The organism is Leifsonia sp. Root112D2 (assembly GCF_001424905.1).
In the GTDB taxonomy this organism is placed as follows: Bacteria; Actinomycetota; Actinomycetes; order Actinomycetales; family Microbacteriaceae; genus Root112D2.
The window spans coordinates 60,562-75,457 of sequence record NZ_LMCU01000001.1 but is presented as its reverse complement, the minus strand read 5'-3'; the positions used below and the strand labels follow the sequence as shown (position 1 = coordinate 75,457).

Here is a 14,896-nt window from a genome sequence, read left to right as displayed (position 1 = left end):
TTATCCAGACGTCGGCACTACGGTAGGGGTAAAGGCGTGGATGACCCGCCCTGACGAGCCGGGCGGGTGGCACGTTAGATCAGGGAGGTCGTCATGGAAATTGACATCGTCGGACGCAACCTGGGGGTTACTGATCGATTTCGGGAATACGCATCCGAGAAGGCCGGCAAGGTCTCTCATCTTGCGGAGCGAGCGCTCGCCCTGGAGATCAAAGTCAGTCGCCACAACGAGAAGCCGAGCGGACAGAGCGGCGAAGACCGGGTTGAGCTGACCCTCATCGGGCCGGGACCGATTGTGCGCGCAGAGGCCACAGCGACGGACAAGTATTCCGCGCTGGATGTTGCCATGGGGCGTCTGCTCGAACGCGTGCGTCGGGCCAAGGATCGACGAAAGATCCATCGCGGCAACCACCGGCCGACCTCGCTGCGCGAGGCGAGCACGGGAGGCTTCGACGTCGTGGACATCACGCCGGCATCCGCCGAGGTGCTGGAGCGAGTCGGCGCCGGATCCACGGCACCCGAGTCGGAGCAGCTCGTCGACGCTGACGACGAATACTGTCCCGTCGTCATTCGCAAGAAGGTCTTCGCATCCGTTCCGATGTCGGTGGACGACGCGCTCTATTACATGGAACTCGTCGGCCACGATTTTTATCTCTTCATCGACGACGAATCCAACCGGCCGAGCGTCGTCTATCGGCGCAAGGGCTGGGACTACGGCGTGATAGCCCTCGACGAGAATGCCGAAGAACTTCAGGAGGTCGCCACCGCGAGCCGCAAGCTCGCGAACTGAGCGGCCACACACCCTGCACCCCGCTAGCATTGCTATAGTTGCCGGCTGCGGTCGGTTGCTCGCGCGTCCGACCGGACGACAGGCGCCGGCGGCGCCGAGACAACAAGTGGAGTGCATCCGTGGCCTCAGTTCTGGAAAAGGTTCTTCGTGTTGGTGAGGGGCGCGTCCTGCGTCGTTTGCAGAACTACGCGAAGGCCGTCAACGCGCTCGAGGAAGACTTCGGCCACCTCAGCGATGACGAGTTGAAGAGCGAGACCGTCGAGTTGCGCGAGCGCTATTCCAATGGCGAATCACTCGACGACCTGCTGCCCGAGGCGTTCGCGGCGGTGCGCGAGGCATCCAAGCGCACGCTGGGCATGCGACCGTTCGATGTGCAGCTCATGGGTGGTGCCGCTCTTCACCTCGGCAACATCGCCGAGATGAAGACCGGTGAGGGCAAGACCCTCGTGGCAACGTTGCCGGCCTACCTGAACGCGCTCACGAGCCGTGGTGTGCACGTGGTCACGGTCAACGACTACCTCGCCAGCTACCAGAGCGAGCTGATGGGCCGCATCTTCCGCGCCCTCGGCATGACCACGGGTGTGATCCTGGCCGGTCAGACCCCGGAGGAACGCCGCGAACAGTACGCCGCCGACATCACCTACGGCACCAACAATGAGTTCGGCTTCGACTACCTGCGCGACAACATGGCGTGGCAGGAGAGCGACATGGTGCAGCGTGGCCACTACTTTGCCGTCGTCGATGAGGTCGACTCGATCCTGATCGACGAGGCGCGCACCCCTCTCATCATCTCGGGGCCGGCATCCGGCGAGGCCAACCGGTGGTTCAACGAGTTCGCCAGCCTGGCCAAGCGGCTCACCGCCGAGGTGGACTACGAGGTCGACGAGAAGAAGCGAACCGTCGGCGTGCTCGAGCCCGGCATCGAGAAGGTCGAGGACTACCTCGGCATCGACAACCTGTACGAGTCGGCGAACACGCCGCTCATCTCCTTTCTGAACAACGCCATCAAGGCGAACGCGCTGTTCAAGAAAGACAAGGACTACGTCGTGATGAACGGCGAGGTTCTCATCGTCGACGAGCACACCGGTCGAATCCTGATGGGTCGCCGGTACAGCGAGGGCATCCACCAGGCCATCGAGGCCAAGGAGGGCGTGGCGGTCAAGGCCGAGAACCAGACACTGGCAACGGTAACGCTGCAGAACTACTTCCGTCTCTACAAGAAGCTCTCCGGCATGACCGGTACGGCCGAGACCGAGGCCGCCGAGTTCATGTCGACGTACAAGCTCGGCGTCGTGCCGATTCCCACGAACAAGCCCATGGTGCGCAAGGACCAGTCCGACCTCGTCTACAAGAACGAGGAGTCGAAGTTCGGTCAGGTGGTTGAAGACATCGTGGAGCGTCACGAGAAGGGCCAGCCGGTTCTCGTGGGCACCACGAGCGTGGAGAAGAGCGAATACCTCTCCAGGCTGCTGGCCAAGAAGGGCGTGCGGCACGAGGTGCTGAACGCCAAGAACCACGCGCGTGAGGCGGCCATCGTTGCCCAGGCCGGCCGGCTCGGATCCGTGACCGTCGCCACCAACATGGCCGGTCGTGGCACCGACGTGATGCTCGGTGGCAACGCCGAATTCCTTGCCGTCGCCGAACTCGACGCCCAGGGGCTCAGCCCCGTCGACACGCCCGAGGAATATGAGGCCGCCTGGGATGAGGCGTTCGCCCGTGTCAAGGCCGAGGTCGAAGAAGAGGCCGAGAAGGTTCGGGATGCCGGCGGCTTATACGTGCTGGGCACCGAGCGTCACGAATCCCGCCGCATCGACAACCAGCTGCGCGGACGCTCGGGCCGCCAGGGCGACCCGGGGGAGAGCCGCTTCTACCTCTCGCTCACCGACGATCTCATGCGCCTGTTCAACTCGGGTGCCGCCGAGAGCCTCATGGGTCGCAGCAATGTTCCGGATGACCTCGCCATCGAATCGAAGGTCGTCAGCCGAGCCATCCGCAGCGCCCAGAGCCAGGTCGAGGCGCGTAACGCCGAGATTCGCAAGAACGTGCTCAAGTATGACGACGTGCTCAACCGGCAGCGCGAGGCCATCTACGGCGACCGTCGGCGCATTCTCGAGGGCGACGACCTGCACGAGCGCACGCAGGCGTTCCTCACCAGCGTCGTCGACGAGATTCTTGGTGTGCACACCGGCGACGGCAACGGCGACGACTGGGACTTCGACGCCCTGTGGAACGAGCTGAAGACGCTCTACCCGGTCGACGTCTCGATCGACGAGGTCATCACCGAGGCGGGCAGCCGCGGCCGCGTCAACCGCGACTTCATGCGCCGCGAGATTCTCTCGGATGCCCGGCTCGCCTACCAGCGCCGCGAGGAGACGCTCGGTTCCCCGGCGATGCGCGAGCTGGAACGCCGTGTGGTTCTCTCGGTCATCGACCGCCGGTGGCGAGACCACCTGTACGAGATGGACTACCTCAAAGACGGCATCGGCCTGCGGGCCATGGCTCAGCGCGATCCGCTCGTCGAATACCAGCGCGAGGGCTACGCGATGTTCCAGCAGATGATGGGGCAGATTCGCGAAGAGACCATCGGCTTCCTGTTCAACCTCGAGGTCGAGGTGAACCAGGCTCCCGGCGAGCTCGAGGTTGCCGCGAAGGGCCTGGCGCGTGGCGAATCCGACGAGAACAAGCTGAGCTATTCCGCGCCGAGTGATTCCGGCGGCGTCGAGGTGCGCAACGACCGGGGCCAGATCGAGCAGGCGGCGACGGCGCGCGCGCAGCGGGCGGAGCGGCAGGCAGAGAGCGCAGCGAGCCAGCAAGAGGCGCCCGAGCAGCAGGGGCCTCCGCAGCGCGGTGCATTCGGCCAGCGGGTCGATGGCAACGCCGAGGCGCCGGCGAATCGTGCCGAGCGTCGAGCCCAGGGCAAGAAGAAGAACTAACGCGACCGCGGTAGCCTGCTGCCGCCGCTGGCACGCGGCGATTAGAACTTTCGGACGATTCGCCGTGCGGGTGTGTTCGGTGAGACTGGGATCCATCGTCAAGAGATGGAGAAACCCCATGAGGAAACTGTTCTACGCCGCCTTCGCTTATATGGTGCTCGGAGTCGCATCCGGCTTCTTCTACCGTGAGTTCACCAAGGCGAACCACGTCACGGATGCGACGTTCACGCAACTCTCCGTCGTGCACACCCACCTGCTCGTGCTCGGCTTCGTCGTGCTGCTGATAGTGCTCGTGCTCGAGAAGGTCTTCACGCTTTCGAAGAGTCCGTTGTTCTCGTGGTTCTTCTGGGTGTACAACGTCGGCCTGCTGGTGACGGCCGCCATGATGGTCGTGCACGGAATGCAGAGCGTCGTGGGCGCCGAGACGAGTGCCGCCATCTCCGGCATCGCAGGTCTGGGTCACATTCTGCTTACCGCGGGCATGGTGCTGTTGTTCCTCGCCCTTGGTTCGCGCGTCACCGCGGCGGGCAAGACGGCAGACGCCGCCGCGGTGGTGTCTTAGAGCACCGAGACCACACTGGCCCGCCAGCGGCTGTCGAGTCCTTCGAGCCGAATGGCCACCGCCCGGGACCTCGCCCGGTTGTGCACCATCACCACGGCCTCCACGACATCGGGGCGCGGGCGGCAGAGCAGCGTTCGGCCTATCGTGATCTGCGGTCGGCGAATCGGCGCAGACTTCAGTTGCCTGGCGCGGGCGGCTAGCACGACCCGCTTGAGCAGATGGCGATAGACATCGTCGGTCACCCACCGCGCCAGCTGGTCGAGTTCCCTGGCGCCCGCGAGCACCTCGATGACGCAGCGGCTGAGGTTCTCCAGAAGGGGCGCCGGATCGGGCAGCTCATGGCCGGGCGTTCGCTGTAGTCCGAAGAACGACTCCGGGTCGAAGGGTTCGCTCTCGCTGCTCGCGCCGTTTCTGCGTGGTCCGTCCTCGGGACGGAACGAAGACGCGGCGTGACTCATGCTGACTCCCGTGGGGCTGCTGTCTGGGCCGGATGCCCAAAACATGCGGGTGGTTCGAGTGACGTTCTCGGGGTCTACCCCTTAATGGGGGTAGACCCGTTACGAGAGGTAACTCAACCAGATTTCGCCCGCCACTGTCTACGTTCACTTTGTGATTGTGGATAACTTTCCTGCGCGGCGCGCGTATTCGGTACGGTCGCTGCATGCGCTGGGACAACCTCTTCGACGACCTCGAGTCGCAGCTTGAGCAAGAGCTTGGCGCCGAGGAGGTCGACCTGCGCGCGGAGGAAGAGAGGCTGCGCCTCGGCCGCATCTCGCTGCGTGAGCGTATCTCAGCGCTGACGAGGGGGTTGCCGCCGGGGTCATACGGTGGCATCTCGGTGCAACTCGTGACGGGCCTGATCGTGAACGTGCGCCCCGGCACCTTCGGCAAAGACTGGTTCGCCGCCGACCTCATCGAGGAATCGAGACGCGACTCGCAGTGTGTGCTTCCGCTGGGCGCAATAGCCGCAGTGCTGCTGACTCCCGCCCAGGCCCGGCAGAGCCTTGAGCCCGAGACGCGGCAGACGAGCGCCCCACAGCTGGTCGATCGCATCGGTATCGCGTTCGTGCTGCGTGACCTGTGTCGCAGGAGGGCCGGTGTTGAAGTGCACACGCGTGCGGGCATCCTGCACGGAACCATCGACCGTGTCGGGCGCGATCATCTCGATCTGGCCGTGCACGAATCGGGTGTCGCCCGGCGGGCGAGCGCCGTCGCACAACTCCGCGTGATTCCGCTGGAGCAGCTCTGCCTCGTGCGCCTCTGACGATGGATGGGTGCTCGTCGCTGGAGCCCTAGATGACCGCGACGATGCAGAGGGCGATGAGCAGGATCTGTGCGATGAGCCGCGGAATGAGCGGCACGGCCAGCGCGCCGAAGCGGTCGCGATTGCGGGCGGCATAGGCATTGGCCGGAAAAACCGCGACGAGGAAGACGGCCAGGCAGACGCCGGCCGCAAGCCGCACGGCAGGAATCAGCAGCCCCACGCCGCCGACGATCTCGCACACTCCCGTGAATGCCACCAGTATCTCCGGACGGGCGAGGCCGTCGAAGCGCAGGGCAGGGGGAATCATTCGTGCCATGACACGGCGAGACCTCGGTCGAAAATGGGCGGTCCCCATCGCGACGAAGACGATCGCGAGGGCGACGCAGACGACAAGCTGGGCGATGGCGAATGGCGTCGTGGGCATCCTGCGATTCTTCCGTATGGCGGGCGGATGCCGCAGCGACCGTGAGCGAGCGTGCGGCCCGGCTCAGCCCTCCGAACGGATGATCTTGCCTCCGGAGAGTTCCGGGATGTTGGCGAAGTCGGATTGCTGCCAGAGGCTGCGTCGCCGGGATTCCTCGTACATGGCGTCGATGTACGCCTCGAGCACGACGCGTTCGATGCGCCATTTGCCCGTTGCGCCGAGCTTGATGGCCGGCAATTCGCCGGACTGCACGATGGTGAGCACGTCTGCGGGCAGCACGTTGAGGATCTCCGCAGCGTCGGCGACCGTCAAAAAGCGGCCGAGCGATTCAGGTGTGTCGATCCCCATGACTCGATTATCGCCCCGAGCCACCCCTCATCGCGCGCCTGTGGATAACTTTCACGCGCGTCTGTCGGAAAAGCCACCATAGAGACACGAACATCCACCGATGATGCACCGCGAAGGAGACGGATGGCCACCCAAGCCGCCCCGGGCCGCGCCCGCCGCACGTTCTGGTTCGATCCCCGATTCGCCATAGGAATTCTGCTCGTCGTCGCCTCCGTCGGCGGTGTGTACGCCGTCGTCTCCGCCGCCGATCACACCACCACCGTCTATGCCGCGTCTTCGGCACTCACGGCGGGGCAACGGGTGACAGCGTCTGATCTCGACCGCACGGAGGTGCGCCTCGGAGCCCTCGATAAGCGCTACCTGAGCGTGGACCGTCTCCCCGAAGACGGTCTCGTGGTGACGCGTGCGATTGCTCCGGGAGAGTTGGTACCGCTCTCGGCAGTCGGCACCGTCGATTCGGCCACGACCGCGAGCGTCGTGCTCAGCGTTCAGGGGGTGCTCGCCGCCTCGATAGTGCCCGGGGCGGTCGTCGACGTGTGGTCGGCATCGGAGCTCGAACACGGCAGTTACGGTGCACCCACGGTGCTCGCGGGCTCCTCGACCGTGGTGCGGCTGATCACCGACAAGGGAATGGTGAGCACGAGCGACTCCGCCTCGCTCGAAGTACGGGTGCCCAAGTCGAAGATCGCTGCGGTGTTGCAGGCCCAGGCCAACGGCGACGTGATCTCGGTCGTGGCGGTCAGCACGCCGCTGGGGCACTGAAGATGGTCACCCTCGCCCTGGCCCTGGACCACCGGGTGGAAGACCGGCTCGGCGCGGAGATGGTGGCAGGCGGCCATGAGATCATCGCGCGGCTGCGTTCAGCGGCCGAGATCATCGCGCTGCTCCAGGAGCACCTGCCCGACGTCGTGCTTGTCGGCGCCTCGCGCAAACATCTCAGCGAGGGGCTCATCGCGGCCTGCGACGCCCGCGCGGTTCGTCTGATAGCCCTCGCCTCAAGCGACCTGGAGAGGCGGCACGCGGCATCCCTCGGCCTGTATGAGGTCGTCGATGCGGCGGCGCCCTGGGGAGAGATCGAGACGGTGTTGACCGGTGGGCCCGCCGTTCCCTCGCGGCTCGGCCCGCGCACGACGGGCAGGGCGGCAACCGTCATCGCCGTCTGGGGCCCGGCAGGGGCGCCCGGCCGCACCTCGCTGGCCATTACCATCGCCGCGGAGATTGCCGCGCGCGGGCACCGGGTGGCTCTTGCCGATGTCGACACCTACGGCGGATGCGTTGCACCCGCGCTCGGAATGCTCGACGAGGCGCCCGGCTTCGCCGCGGCCTGCCGGCTCGCCGGTACCGACAGCCTCAACCAGTCCGAACTCGAGCGCATCGCGGGTCGCTATTCCTCACCACAGGGGGCCTTCTGGGTGCTCAGCGGAATCGGCCGCCCGACGCGATGGCCGGAGCTCACGGCGGATCGGGTCACGACAACGATCGAGGCATGCCGGCACTGGGTGGACTATCTCGTGATGGACACCGGCTTCAGCATTGAGAGCGATGAGGAGATCTCCAGCGATCTTTTCGCACCGAGGCGCAACGCTGCAACCATCGCGGCACTGGGGGCGGCCGATCGAATAGTCGCGGTGGGGCTCGCCGACCCGGTGGGCATTTCGCGTTTCCTGCGAGCCCACGTCGACCTCGTTGAGCAGTTTCCCCAGGCTCGCGTGAGCGTGGTGATGAACCGGGTGCGTGCGGCGGCCGTCGGGCTGAACCCATTCGGGCAGGTCTCCTCGACCCTGGCCCGCTTCGCCGGCATCGAGTCTCCGGTGCTGGTGCCGCACGATGCCCAGGCCTTCGACGCTGCGGTGCTCGCAGGCAAGACACTGCGCGATACCGCACCGAGATCACCGGCAAGGGCCGCCGTACGGCGCCTGGTCGACTCGACCCTGCTGCCCGCTGGTGATCCGGCACCCCGCGCCGGAAGACGGGCCGCCCGATTCAGCAGACGGCAACCGCGACGGTTGCCGTCTCAATCGCCAGCCGAATCCCCGGCGGAGTCCGCCGGTCACGGCTGATCGTCGACGCGCAAGCGGCTACTGTAGATCCGTGTCGACGCTCAGTGAACTCATCCTTGCCCAGGGCCGCTCCTCGGTGGATGTCGAATGGCTGCACATGCTCGTCGGTGACTGGCAGCTGCTGGCCGACCTTGCCTTTGCCGACATCGTGCTGTGGGTTCCCACGGATGACGACGACTTCGTCGCCGTCGCGCACGCCCGGCCGTCGAGTGCGGCCACCCTCTTCTACCGGGACTTCGTCGGGCAGAAGATCAAGGCGGAGTGGCGCGCCCAGGTGACCGAGGCATACCGCACGGCGGTCATCGTCGACTCGGCTGCGCCGGATTGGTACGAGGAGACCCCGACGCGAGTGCGCGCGGTTCCCGTCATCCGTCGCCTGAGCGCGCATTCTCCGGACACCGACCCCATTCCAGTCGCGGTGATCACCCGGCACAGCAACTTGAGCGAGGCGCGCACACCCAGTCGCCAGGAGCTCACCTTCAACGGGTGTGCCAACGATCTTTTTGCGATGATCGCCTCGGGGGATTTTCCCGATCTGGGCGCGCCGACGGGGCCGCGCAGGGGCGCGCCACGCGCATCCGACGGTCTGATTCGGCTCGGCGTCGATGGCATCACCACCTTCGCGAGTCCGAACGCGCTCTCGGCGTTCAACCGCATGGGCTTCACGGAAGAACTCGAGGGCGAGTCGCTGGCGGCCGTCACGACGCAGCTTCTGGCGGGCCGCATGACCGTCGACGAGTCGCTGCCGCTCGTGGTCACCGGCCGGGCGCCGTGGCGCACCGACATCGAAGCGCGCGGGGTCACGGTCTCGCTGCGGGCCATCCCCATTCGCAACCGCGGCGAGCGGGTGGGCGCCATCGTGCTCTGTCGCGACGTCAGCGAGCTGCGGCATCAGGAGCGTGAACTCATCACGAAGGATGCGACGATCCGCGAGATTCACCATCGGGTGAAGAACAACCTGCAGACCGTCGCGTCGCTGTTGCGCATCCAGGCCCGGCGTTCGCACTCGGACGAGGTGCGGGAGGCGCTCAATCAGGCGCAGCGGCGTGTGGCGGCCATCGCCGTCGTGCACGACACGCTCTCGGAGGGACTGGCGCAGATCGTCGACTTCGATGACGTGTTCGCCCGGGTTCTTTTGCTCGTGGCCGAGGTGGCGGCGAGCCACAACACAACGGTGCACCCGAAGTCGTCGGGCAGCTTCGGCGAGCTGCCGAGTGCGTACGCCACTCCGCTGGCCCTGGCACTGACCGAACTGGTGACGAACGCCGTGGAACACGGCCTGGCGGGGCGCGAGGGCGAGGTCGAGATCACGGCCGAGCGCTCGGAGGACACCCTCGTGGTCAAGGTCGTCGACAACGGATCGGGGCTGCCCGAAGGCAAGGTCGGCTCGGGCCTCGGCACGCAGATCGTGCGCACCCTCATCCAGGGCGAACTCGGCGGAATCATCGACTGGCACACCATGATGGGCCAGGGCACCGAGGTCACCATCGAGGTTCCCCTGCGCTACCTCAACGCCAAGTAACGCGAAATCACGACAATTTCGTGTGCCACCCCTCGCCAGGACGGGGTGCGCTGCGAAATGAGGGTGAGGCCGAACAGGTCGGCGGTGCGGCCTAAGAGGCGCGGCGGGCGCGAGCGGCGCGACGCTTGAGCGCGCGGCGCTCGTCTTCGGAGAGGCCACCCCAGACGCCCGAGTCCTGGCCGGTCTCGAGTGCGTACTGCAGGCACACCTCGGTGACGGTGCAGCGGGCGCAGACCGCCTTTGCCTTGTCGATCTGATCGACGGCGGGGCCGGTGTTGCCTACGGGGAAGAAGAGTTCCGGGTCGGCCGTCAGGCAGGCGGCTTTGTCGCGCCAGTCCATGGGGGTGCTCCTTTATTGCTGAGTGCATGGCCGAACGGCCTAGAATGCGAGGGAAGCGTCGAGTTTCAGGGTGGGTGATCCATGGGGATTAGACCTGCCCACGACCCTGTGAGCGATAACTCGACCTCAAATATGCTCCCATAGAGCATCGGTCAAATCAAGGGTTTTACTTGGGATAACCCTGTTAACCCCCGATACGAAACCTTGGGATGGTATGCACGACGACACCACAGCGGCCCACCGACGACCGTTACTGCTGAGCATTCTTGCCGGCTTGCTCTGGGCAGAGGCGGCACTGCTCACCGGAATTGCGGTGTGGCTGCTCATCGAACTGCTCACCACCCGGGCCAGTTCCTTTGCGGGCGGCCTGGCGATTCTGGTGCTCGCCGTCATCGCGGCCGTCTGGCTCTCGATCACGGCGTTCAACACGCTGCGCGCACGGTCCTGGGTGCGCGCGGCGGCGGTCACCTGGCAGGTTCTGCAGATCGCCGTGGCCATCGGACTGTTTCAGGGCGCGGATGCCCGCCCGGGCGTGGCGTGGGCGCTGCTCGTGCCGGCGCTGGCGGGTATAGCGCTCGCCGTCTCCCCGTCGGTGATCGCGGCGACGGCGCGCATCCGCGAGCCCGAGGACGACGGAACGCGGCCCTAGGCGGCCAGACCGAGCCGCTTGCGCAGCATGGCGACGTGCCCCGTGGCCTTCACGTTGTAGAGGGCGAGGCTCAGCGTGCCATCCGGGCCCACGACGAAGGTCGAACGCAGCACGCCCGTGATCGTCTTGCCGTACAGCGACTTCTCGCCGTAGGCGCCGTACGACTGATGCACGGTGAGGTCGACGTCGGAGAGAAGCGGAAAGGTGAGCCCCTCCTGCTCCTGGAACGTCTTGAGCTTCGCGGGGGCATCCTTCGAGATGCCGAGCACCTGGTAGCCGGCGGCCTGCAGGGAATTCAGGTTGTCCCGAAAGTCGCAGGCCTCCTTCGTGCAGCCGGGCGTCATCGCCGCCGGGTAGAAGTAGATGATGACGTTCTGCCCGGAGTAGTCCCCGAGTGAGACGGATGCCCCGTCCTGGTCAGTGAGGGTGAATGCGGGGGCCGTGTCGCCGGCTTCGAGGCGTGGTGAAGTCATGACTCCACGCTACTCGACCCGCCGCGCGGGCGATCAGTGACCGGGTGCTTTCGCGAAGGTCGTGAGCAGGCGCTGCAGGGAGTCGAGCCTGCCCTTGCCGGTCTCGCCGAGGCGACCCGCCGCGACGGCCTCGTTGATCGCGCAGTCGGGCGCATCCGGCAGGTGGGTACAGCCACGCGGGCAGTCCTCGGCGATGGCGGCCAGGTCGGTGAACGACTTGAGAATGTTGTCCGTGTCGATGTGGCCGAGGCCGAACGAGCGCACGCCCGGGGTGTCGATGACCCAGCCGCGACCGGCATCCGTTGCCAATCGAAGTGAGACGGTCGACGAGGAGGTGTGTCGCCCACGTCCTGTCACGGTGTTCACAACGCCGGTGGCGCGTTTCGCCTCGGGCACCAGTGCATTGACGAGCGTCGATTTGCCCACACCGGAGTGGCCGACGAAGACCGTGTCGTGGTTGATGAGCGATGCGGTGATGTCGTCGACCGGCAGATTTCCCTCGCTGCTCGTGAAGATCGGCAGGTCGAGGCCGGCGAAGTTCCGCAGAAACTCGGCCGGGTCGGCCAGGTCGGTCTTGGTGATGCACAGGATGGGGGAGATGCCCGCGTCGTAGGCGGCCACCAGATAACGATCGACGAGACGGATGCGTGGCTCCGGGTTCGCGGCGGCCACCACGATGAGCATCTGGTCGGCATTGGCCACTATGACGCGCTCGACCTCGTCGGTGTCGTCGGCGCTGCGTCGCAGCAACGTCGTGCGCGGCTGGATGCGCACGATGCGGGCCAGGGTTCCGTCGTCGCCGCTCAGGTCGCCGACGAGGTCGACGCGGTCACCCGTGACCACGGACTTGCGTCGCAGCTCGCTGGCTCGCGCCGCTGTCAGCTGGCGCTCATCCCGTGTGCTCTCGTCGATGAGAATCGAATATCGGCCACGATCGACGCCGAGAACCCGCCCGGTCTGCGCGTCGTTGTGTTCAGGCCGAATCTTGGTGCGCGGTCGTGAGCCCTTGCGGCTCGGGCGCACCCGAACATCCGACTCGTCGAACTCGTCGTCCTCATCGTCGTCGTCGGGGTCGGCGTCCCACCACGTCATCTAGGCGGTGCTCCCGCCCACCATCTCGTGCCACAGCTGGGTGAACTGGGGCAGCGTCTTGGCGGTGGTCTGCACATTCTCGATCTCGACGCCGGCCACGACCAGGCCGAGTAGAGCACCCGTCGTCGCCATGCGGTGATCGTGGTAGCTGCGCCAGACGCCGCCGTGCAGCGGCTGCGGCTCGATGCGCAGGCCATCCTGCAGCTCGGTGACGTTGCCGCCGAGAGAATTGATCTCGGCGACCAGCGCGGCAAGCCGGTCGGTCTCGTGATGCCGGATGTGGCCGATGCCGGTGATCTCGCTGGGCCCGTCGGCCAGCGCCGCGAGCGCCACCAGGGTCGGAGCCAACTCGCCGCCGGTCGTCAGGTCAAGCTGCACCGCACGGATGCCGTCGCCACCGTTCACCGTCAAGGCGCCGTTCTCGAGTGTCACGCTCGCCCCGAAAAGGGGCAGCAGCTCGGCCAAATGGGCGCCGACCTGCGTGGTCGCCTGCGGCCATCCGCTGATGGTGACCCTGCCCCCGGTGACGAGCGCCGCCGCCAGGAACGGTGCGGCGTTGGAGAGGTCTGGTTCGATATCGATCTCGGCACCTGAGATCGGTGCCGGTTCAACGACCCACTGGCCGACGGCGGGGGAGGAGACCTCGACACCGCGAGCCGCGAGAGCGGCGACGGTCATGTCGATGTGCGGCAGGCTCGGCAGCCGCTCGCCCTCATGTGTCAGCTGCAGGCCGTTCGTGAAGCGCGGGGCGGCCAGCAGCAGCCCGGAAACGAACTGGCTGGAGGAGGAGGCGTCGATCGTGACGGCGCCGCCGGCGACAGATCCGGTGCCGTGCACGGTGAACGGCAGGCGCGAACGCCGGTCGTCGTTGACGTCGACCCCGAGCGCGCGCAACGCTTGGATCACGGTCGCCATCGGGCGGCCGCGGGCCGAGTCATCTGCATCGAAGGTGGTCGGGCCGAGCGCCAGGCCGGCCACCGGCGGCACGAAGCGCATCACGGTGCCGGCCTGGCCGCAGTCGATGGTGGTGCTGCCGATCAATTCGCCGGGCGTCACGAGCCAGTCGGCACCGAACGCACCGGACGCGGGCCGCTCCTCGATGCTCGCGCCGAGCGCCCGCAGCGCGCCGACCATATTGCTGCTGTCGAGCGAGTGCAACGGCGCGCGCAAGAGCGAGGGTCCGTCGGCGAGGGCGGCGAGCACGAGTTCCCGATTTGTCAGGGACTTGGACCCGGGCAACGCGACAACGGCGTCGACGGGTCCCGCGCTCGTCGGCGCCGGCCACAACGCGGCGGTGTCTACCGGATCGGTGTCACCGTACGGGTTGAAGTCCGGAGAGGAATATTTCGAGATCAGCATTGTTTATTCAGGGTATAGGCGTTTGGTCTGAAACGGAGGACGAGTAGTGACCACAGCATCCGCTGCTCTCGACGCGCCGCCGTCTCTCATGCCCGCAGAACTAGACTGGGCGGTGATGACGACCGCGACGAAAGACCTCGGCTCACTCTTTGAAGAGCAGGCACTCCCGTTCATGGACCAGCTCTATGCGGCTGCGCTACGCATGACCAGAAACCCCGCGGATGCGCAGGACCTGGTACAGGAGACCTTCGTCAAGGCGTTTGCGGCGTTCAAGCAGTTCGAGCAGGGCACCAACCTCAAGGCGTGGCTGTACCGCATTCTCACGAACACCTTCATCAACACCTATCGCAAGAAGCAGCGCGAGCCGTTCCAGGGCGCCATCGACGAGCTCGAGGACTGGCAGATGGGCGGCGCCGAGTCGCGCACCGCGTCGTCGTCGACGCGATCGGCCGAGGCGGAAGCCATCGACCACCTGCCCGACAGTGCCGTGAAGGACGCGCTGCAGGCGATTCCCGAAGATTTCCGCATGGCCGTGTATTTCGCCGATGTGGAGGGCTTCTCCTACCAGGAGATCGCCGACATGATGAAAACCCCCATTGGAACCGTGATGAGCCGACTGCATCGTGGCAGGCGCATGTTGCGGGACCTGTTGGCCGATTATGCGCAGGAGCGTGGTCACGCCGTCTCGGCCGTACCCGCCGCGCGAACCCCCAGGAGCACGAAATGACCGATTGTGGCTGCAGCAAGGCCAAGGCGGACCTCGAGGAATACCTGCACAACGAGTTGCGCGGTGCGGATGCGAGCGACATTCGCGAGCATCTGGAGAACTGCACGAGTTGCACCGAAGAACACCACGTGGGGCTTGTGCTGACGGAGGCCGTGAAGCGGGCCTGCAGCGAGACCGCACCGGAGGAACTGCGCGCCCAAGTGCTGGCCAGGCTCCGGGGCTTCCAGGCCACGCACTGACGCTCGCAGATTCAAACTTTCGACGGAAGACCGGGGCAGGGTGGCATCCGTAGCGTCGAAGTGTGACTACGACTGACTCCAAACCCTCTGCCCCGCCTACCTCTCTCCAACACCG

At 66.2% G+C, this 14,896-nt stretch carries 17 protein-coding genes; 10 read left to right on the top strand and 7 right to left on the bottom strand.

Going from position 1 to position 14,896, the window contains the following annotated elements; translation table 11 throughout:
* The first annotated feature begins 93 nt into the window (after positions 1-93).
* The 3 genes from hpf (at position 94) to ASC63_RS00340 (ending at position 4,284) form a co-directional block, all read left to right on the top strand.
* The gene (gene hpf / locus ASC63_RS00350) at positions 94-789 is read left to right on the top strand and encodes a ribosome hibernation-promoting factor, HPF/YfiA family (protein ID WP_055808667.1); all 696 of its coding nucleotides are present in this window, start codon (positions 94-96) and stop codon (positions 787-789) included.
* Positions 790-908: 119 nt separating this feature from the next.
* Complete coding sequence (gene secA / locus ASC63_RS00345) at positions 909-3,722, top strand: preprotein translocase subunit SecA (RefSeq protein ID WP_055808665.1); 2,814 nt, start codon at positions 909-911, stop codon at positions 3,720-3,722.
* A 118-nt stretch (positions 3,723-3,840) separates the two neighbouring features.
* The gene (locus ASC63_RS00340) at positions 3,841-4,284 is read left to right on the top strand and encodes a DUF2871 domain-containing protein (protein ID WP_055808663.1); all 444 of its coding nucleotides are present in this window, start codon (positions 3,841-3,843) and stop codon (positions 4,282-4,284) included.
* Here ASC63_RS00340 and ASC63_RS00335 read toward each other — a convergent pair.
* Complete coding sequence (locus tag ASC63_RS00335; RefSeq protein ID WP_235491683.1) at positions 4,281-4,742, bottom strand: Rv3235 family protein; 462 nt, start codon at positions 4,740-4,742, stop codon at positions 4,281-4,283. The genes ASC63_RS00340 and ASC63_RS00335 overlap by 4 nt on opposite strands.
* Before the next feature lie 203 nt (positions 4,743-4,945).
* Here ASC63_RS00335 and ASC63_RS00330 point away from each other — a divergent pair, with 203 nt between their 5' ends.
* Entirely contained in the window at positions 4,946-5,548 is a 603-nt protein-coding gene (locus tag ASC63_RS00330) for a hypothetical protein (protein WP_055808662.1), read from the top strand.
* A 28-nt stretch (positions 5,549-5,576) separates the two neighbouring features.
* Here the strand turns inward: ASC63_RS00330 and ASC63_RS00325 are convergent, their stop codons facing one another.
* Both ASC63_RS00325 and ASC63_RS00320 read right to left on the bottom strand, forming a co-directional pair.
* Positions 5,577-5,972 (bottom strand): DoxX family protein, encoded by a 396-nt coding sequence (locus ASC63_RS00325; RefSeq protein WP_055808660.1) that lies wholly within the window; start codon positions 5,970-5,972, stop codon positions 5,577-5,579.
* A gap of 63 nt (positions 5,973-6,035) precedes the next feature.
* On the bottom strand, positions 6,036-6,320 hold the full coding sequence (locus ASC63_RS00320; RefSeq protein ID WP_055808658.1) for a helix-turn-helix domain-containing protein: 285 nt from the start codon (positions 6,318-6,320) through the stop codon (positions 6,036-6,038).
* 123 nt (positions 6,321-6,443) lie between these two features.
* Here ASC63_RS00320 and ASC63_RS00315 point away from each other — a divergent pair, with 123 nt between their 5' ends.
* Genes ASC63_RS00315 through ASC63_RS00305 form a run of 3 tightly spaced genes read left to right on the top strand, consistent with a single transcriptional unit; the run spans position 6,444 to position 9,902 of the window.
* Entirely contained in the window at positions 6,444-7,082 is a 639-nt protein-coding gene (locus ASC63_RS00315; RefSeq protein ID WP_055808656.1) for a hypothetical protein, read from the top strand.
* 2 nt (positions 7,083-7,084) lie between these two features.
* On the top strand, positions 7,085-8,380 hold the full coding sequence (locus ASC63_RS00310) for an AAA family ATPase (RefSeq protein ID WP_200936695.1): 1,296 nt from the start codon (positions 7,085-7,087) through the stop codon (positions 8,378-8,380).
* Between the two features lie 31 nt (positions 8,381-8,411).
* A complete protein-coding gene (locus ASC63_RS00305; RefSeq protein ID WP_055808654.1) occupies positions 8,412-9,902 on the top strand; it encodes a sensor histidine kinase in 1,491 nt (496 codons plus the stop codon).
* Positions 9,903-9,993: 91 nt separating this feature from the next.
* Here the strand turns inward: ASC63_RS00305 and ASC63_RS00300 are convergent, their stop codons facing one another.
* The gene (locus ASC63_RS00300) at positions 9,994-10,242 is read right to left on the bottom strand and encodes a WhiB family transcriptional regulator (protein ID WP_055808652.1); all 249 of its coding nucleotides are present in this window, start codon (positions 10,240-10,242) and stop codon (positions 9,994-9,996) included.
* Between the two features lie 214 nt (positions 10,243-10,456).
* On the opposite strand from ASC63_RS00300, the gene ASC63_RS00295 reads away from it, so the two are divergent.
* On the top strand, positions 10,457-10,891 hold the full coding sequence (locus ASC63_RS00295) for a hypothetical protein (protein WP_055808650.1): 435 nt from the start codon (positions 10,457-10,459) through the stop codon (positions 10,889-10,891).
* Here the strand turns inward: ASC63_RS00295 and bcp are convergent.
* The 3 genes from bcp to aroA are packed head-to-tail and all read right to left on the bottom strand — an operon-like array spanning position 10,888 to position 13,815.
* Positions 10,888-11,364, bottom strand: coding sequence for a thioredoxin-dependent thiol peroxidase (bcp, locus tag ASC63_RS00290; protein ID WP_055808648.1), 477 nt, complete (start codon positions 11,362-11,364; stop codon positions 10,888-10,890). The two genes, ASC63_RS00295 and bcp, sit on opposite strands and share 4 nt — an antisense overlap.
* Positions 11,365-11,397: 33 nt before the next feature.
* Positions 11,398-12,456: a ribosome small subunit-dependent GTPase A gene (gene rsgA / locus ASC63_RS00285; RefSeq protein ID WP_055808646.1), complete on the bottom strand. Its 1,059-nt coding sequence runs from the start codon at positions 12,454-12,456 to the stop codon at positions 11,398-11,400.
* Complete coding sequence (aroA, locus tag ASC63_RS00280) at positions 12,457-13,815, bottom strand: 3-phosphoshikimate 1-carboxyvinyltransferase (RefSeq protein WP_055808644.1); 1,359 nt, start codon at positions 13,813-13,815, stop codon at positions 12,457-12,459.
* An 88-nt stretch (positions 13,816-13,903) separates the two neighbouring features.
* Between aroA and ASC63_RS00275 the strand changes: the two genes are divergently transcribed.
* The gene (locus ASC63_RS00275; RefSeq protein ID WP_055814526.1) at positions 13,904-14,542 is read left to right on the top strand and encodes a sigma-70 family RNA polymerase sigma factor; all 639 of its coding nucleotides are present in this window, start codon (positions 13,904-13,906) and stop codon (positions 14,540-14,542) included.
* Positions 14,539-14,781, top strand: a complete 243-nt coding sequence (gene rsrA / locus ASC63_RS00270) for a mycothiol system anti-sigma-R factor (protein WP_055808643.1) — start codon at positions 14,539-14,541, stop codon at positions 14,779-14,781. The genes ASC63_RS00275 and rsrA overlap by 4 nt, the downstream gene beginning before the upstream one ends.
* The last annotated feature ends 115 nt before the right edge of the window (positions 14,782-14,896 follow it).

Bases quoted from the DNA above. Each gene is read 5' to 3' on its own strand.
- ASC63_RS00300 (WP_055808652.1), bottom strand. From the start codon at position 10,242: ATGGACTGGCGCGACAAAGCCGCCTGCCTGACGGCCGACCCGGAACTC.
- ASC63_RS00275 (WP_055814526.1), top strand. From the start codon at position 13,904: ATGCCCGCAGAACTAGACTGGGCGGTGATGACGACCGCGACGAAAGAC.
- bcp (WP_055808648.1), bottom strand. From the start codon at position 11,364: ATGACTTCACCACGCCTCGAAGCCGGCGACACGGCCCCCGCATTCACC.
- ASC63_RS00335 (WP_235491683.1), bottom strand. From the start codon at position 4,742: ATGAGTCACGCCGCGTCTTCGTTCCGTCCCGAGGACGGACCACGCAGA.
- rsgA (WP_055808646.1), bottom strand. From the start codon at position 12,456: ATGACGTGGTGGGACGCCGACCCCGACGACGACGATGAGGACGACGAG.
- hpf (WP_055808667.1), top strand. From the start codon at position 94: ATGGAAATTGACATCGTCGGACGCAACCTGGGGGTTACTGATCGATTT.
- ASC63_RS00295 (WP_055808650.1), top strand. From the start codon at position 10,457: ATGCACGACGACACCACAGCGGCCCACCGACGACCGTTACTGCTGAGC.
- ASC63_RS00310 (WP_200936695.1), top strand. From the start codon at position 7,085: ATGGTCACCCTCGCCCTGGCCCTGGACCACCGGGTGGAAGACCGGCTC.
- ASC63_RS00315 (WP_055808656.1), top strand. From the start codon at position 6,444: ATGGCCACCCAAGCCGCCCCGGGCCGCGCCCGCCGCACGTTCTGGTTC.
- aroA (WP_055808644.1), bottom strand. From the start codon at position 13,815: ATGCTGATCTCGAAATATTCCTCTCCGGACTTCAACCCGTACGGTGAC.
- ASC63_RS00340 (WP_055808663.1), top strand. From the start codon at position 3,841: ATGAGGAAACTGTTCTACGCCGCCTTCGCTTATATGGTGCTCGGAGTC.
- ASC63_RS00320 (WP_055808658.1), bottom strand. From the start codon at position 6,320: ATGGGGATCGACACACCTGAATCGCTCGGCCGCTTTTTGACGGTCGCC.
- ASC63_RS00330 (WP_055808662.1), top strand. From the start codon at position 4,946: ATGCGCTGGGACAACCTCTTCGACGACCTCGAGTCGCAGCTTGAGCAA.
- ASC63_RS00325 (WP_055808660.1), bottom strand. From the start codon at position 5,972: ATGCCCACGACGCCATTCGCCATCGCCCAGCTTGTCGTCTGCGTCGCC.
- rsrA (WP_055808643.1), top strand. From the start codon at position 14,539: ATGACCGATTGTGGCTGCAGCAAGGCCAAGGCGGACCTCGAGGAATAC.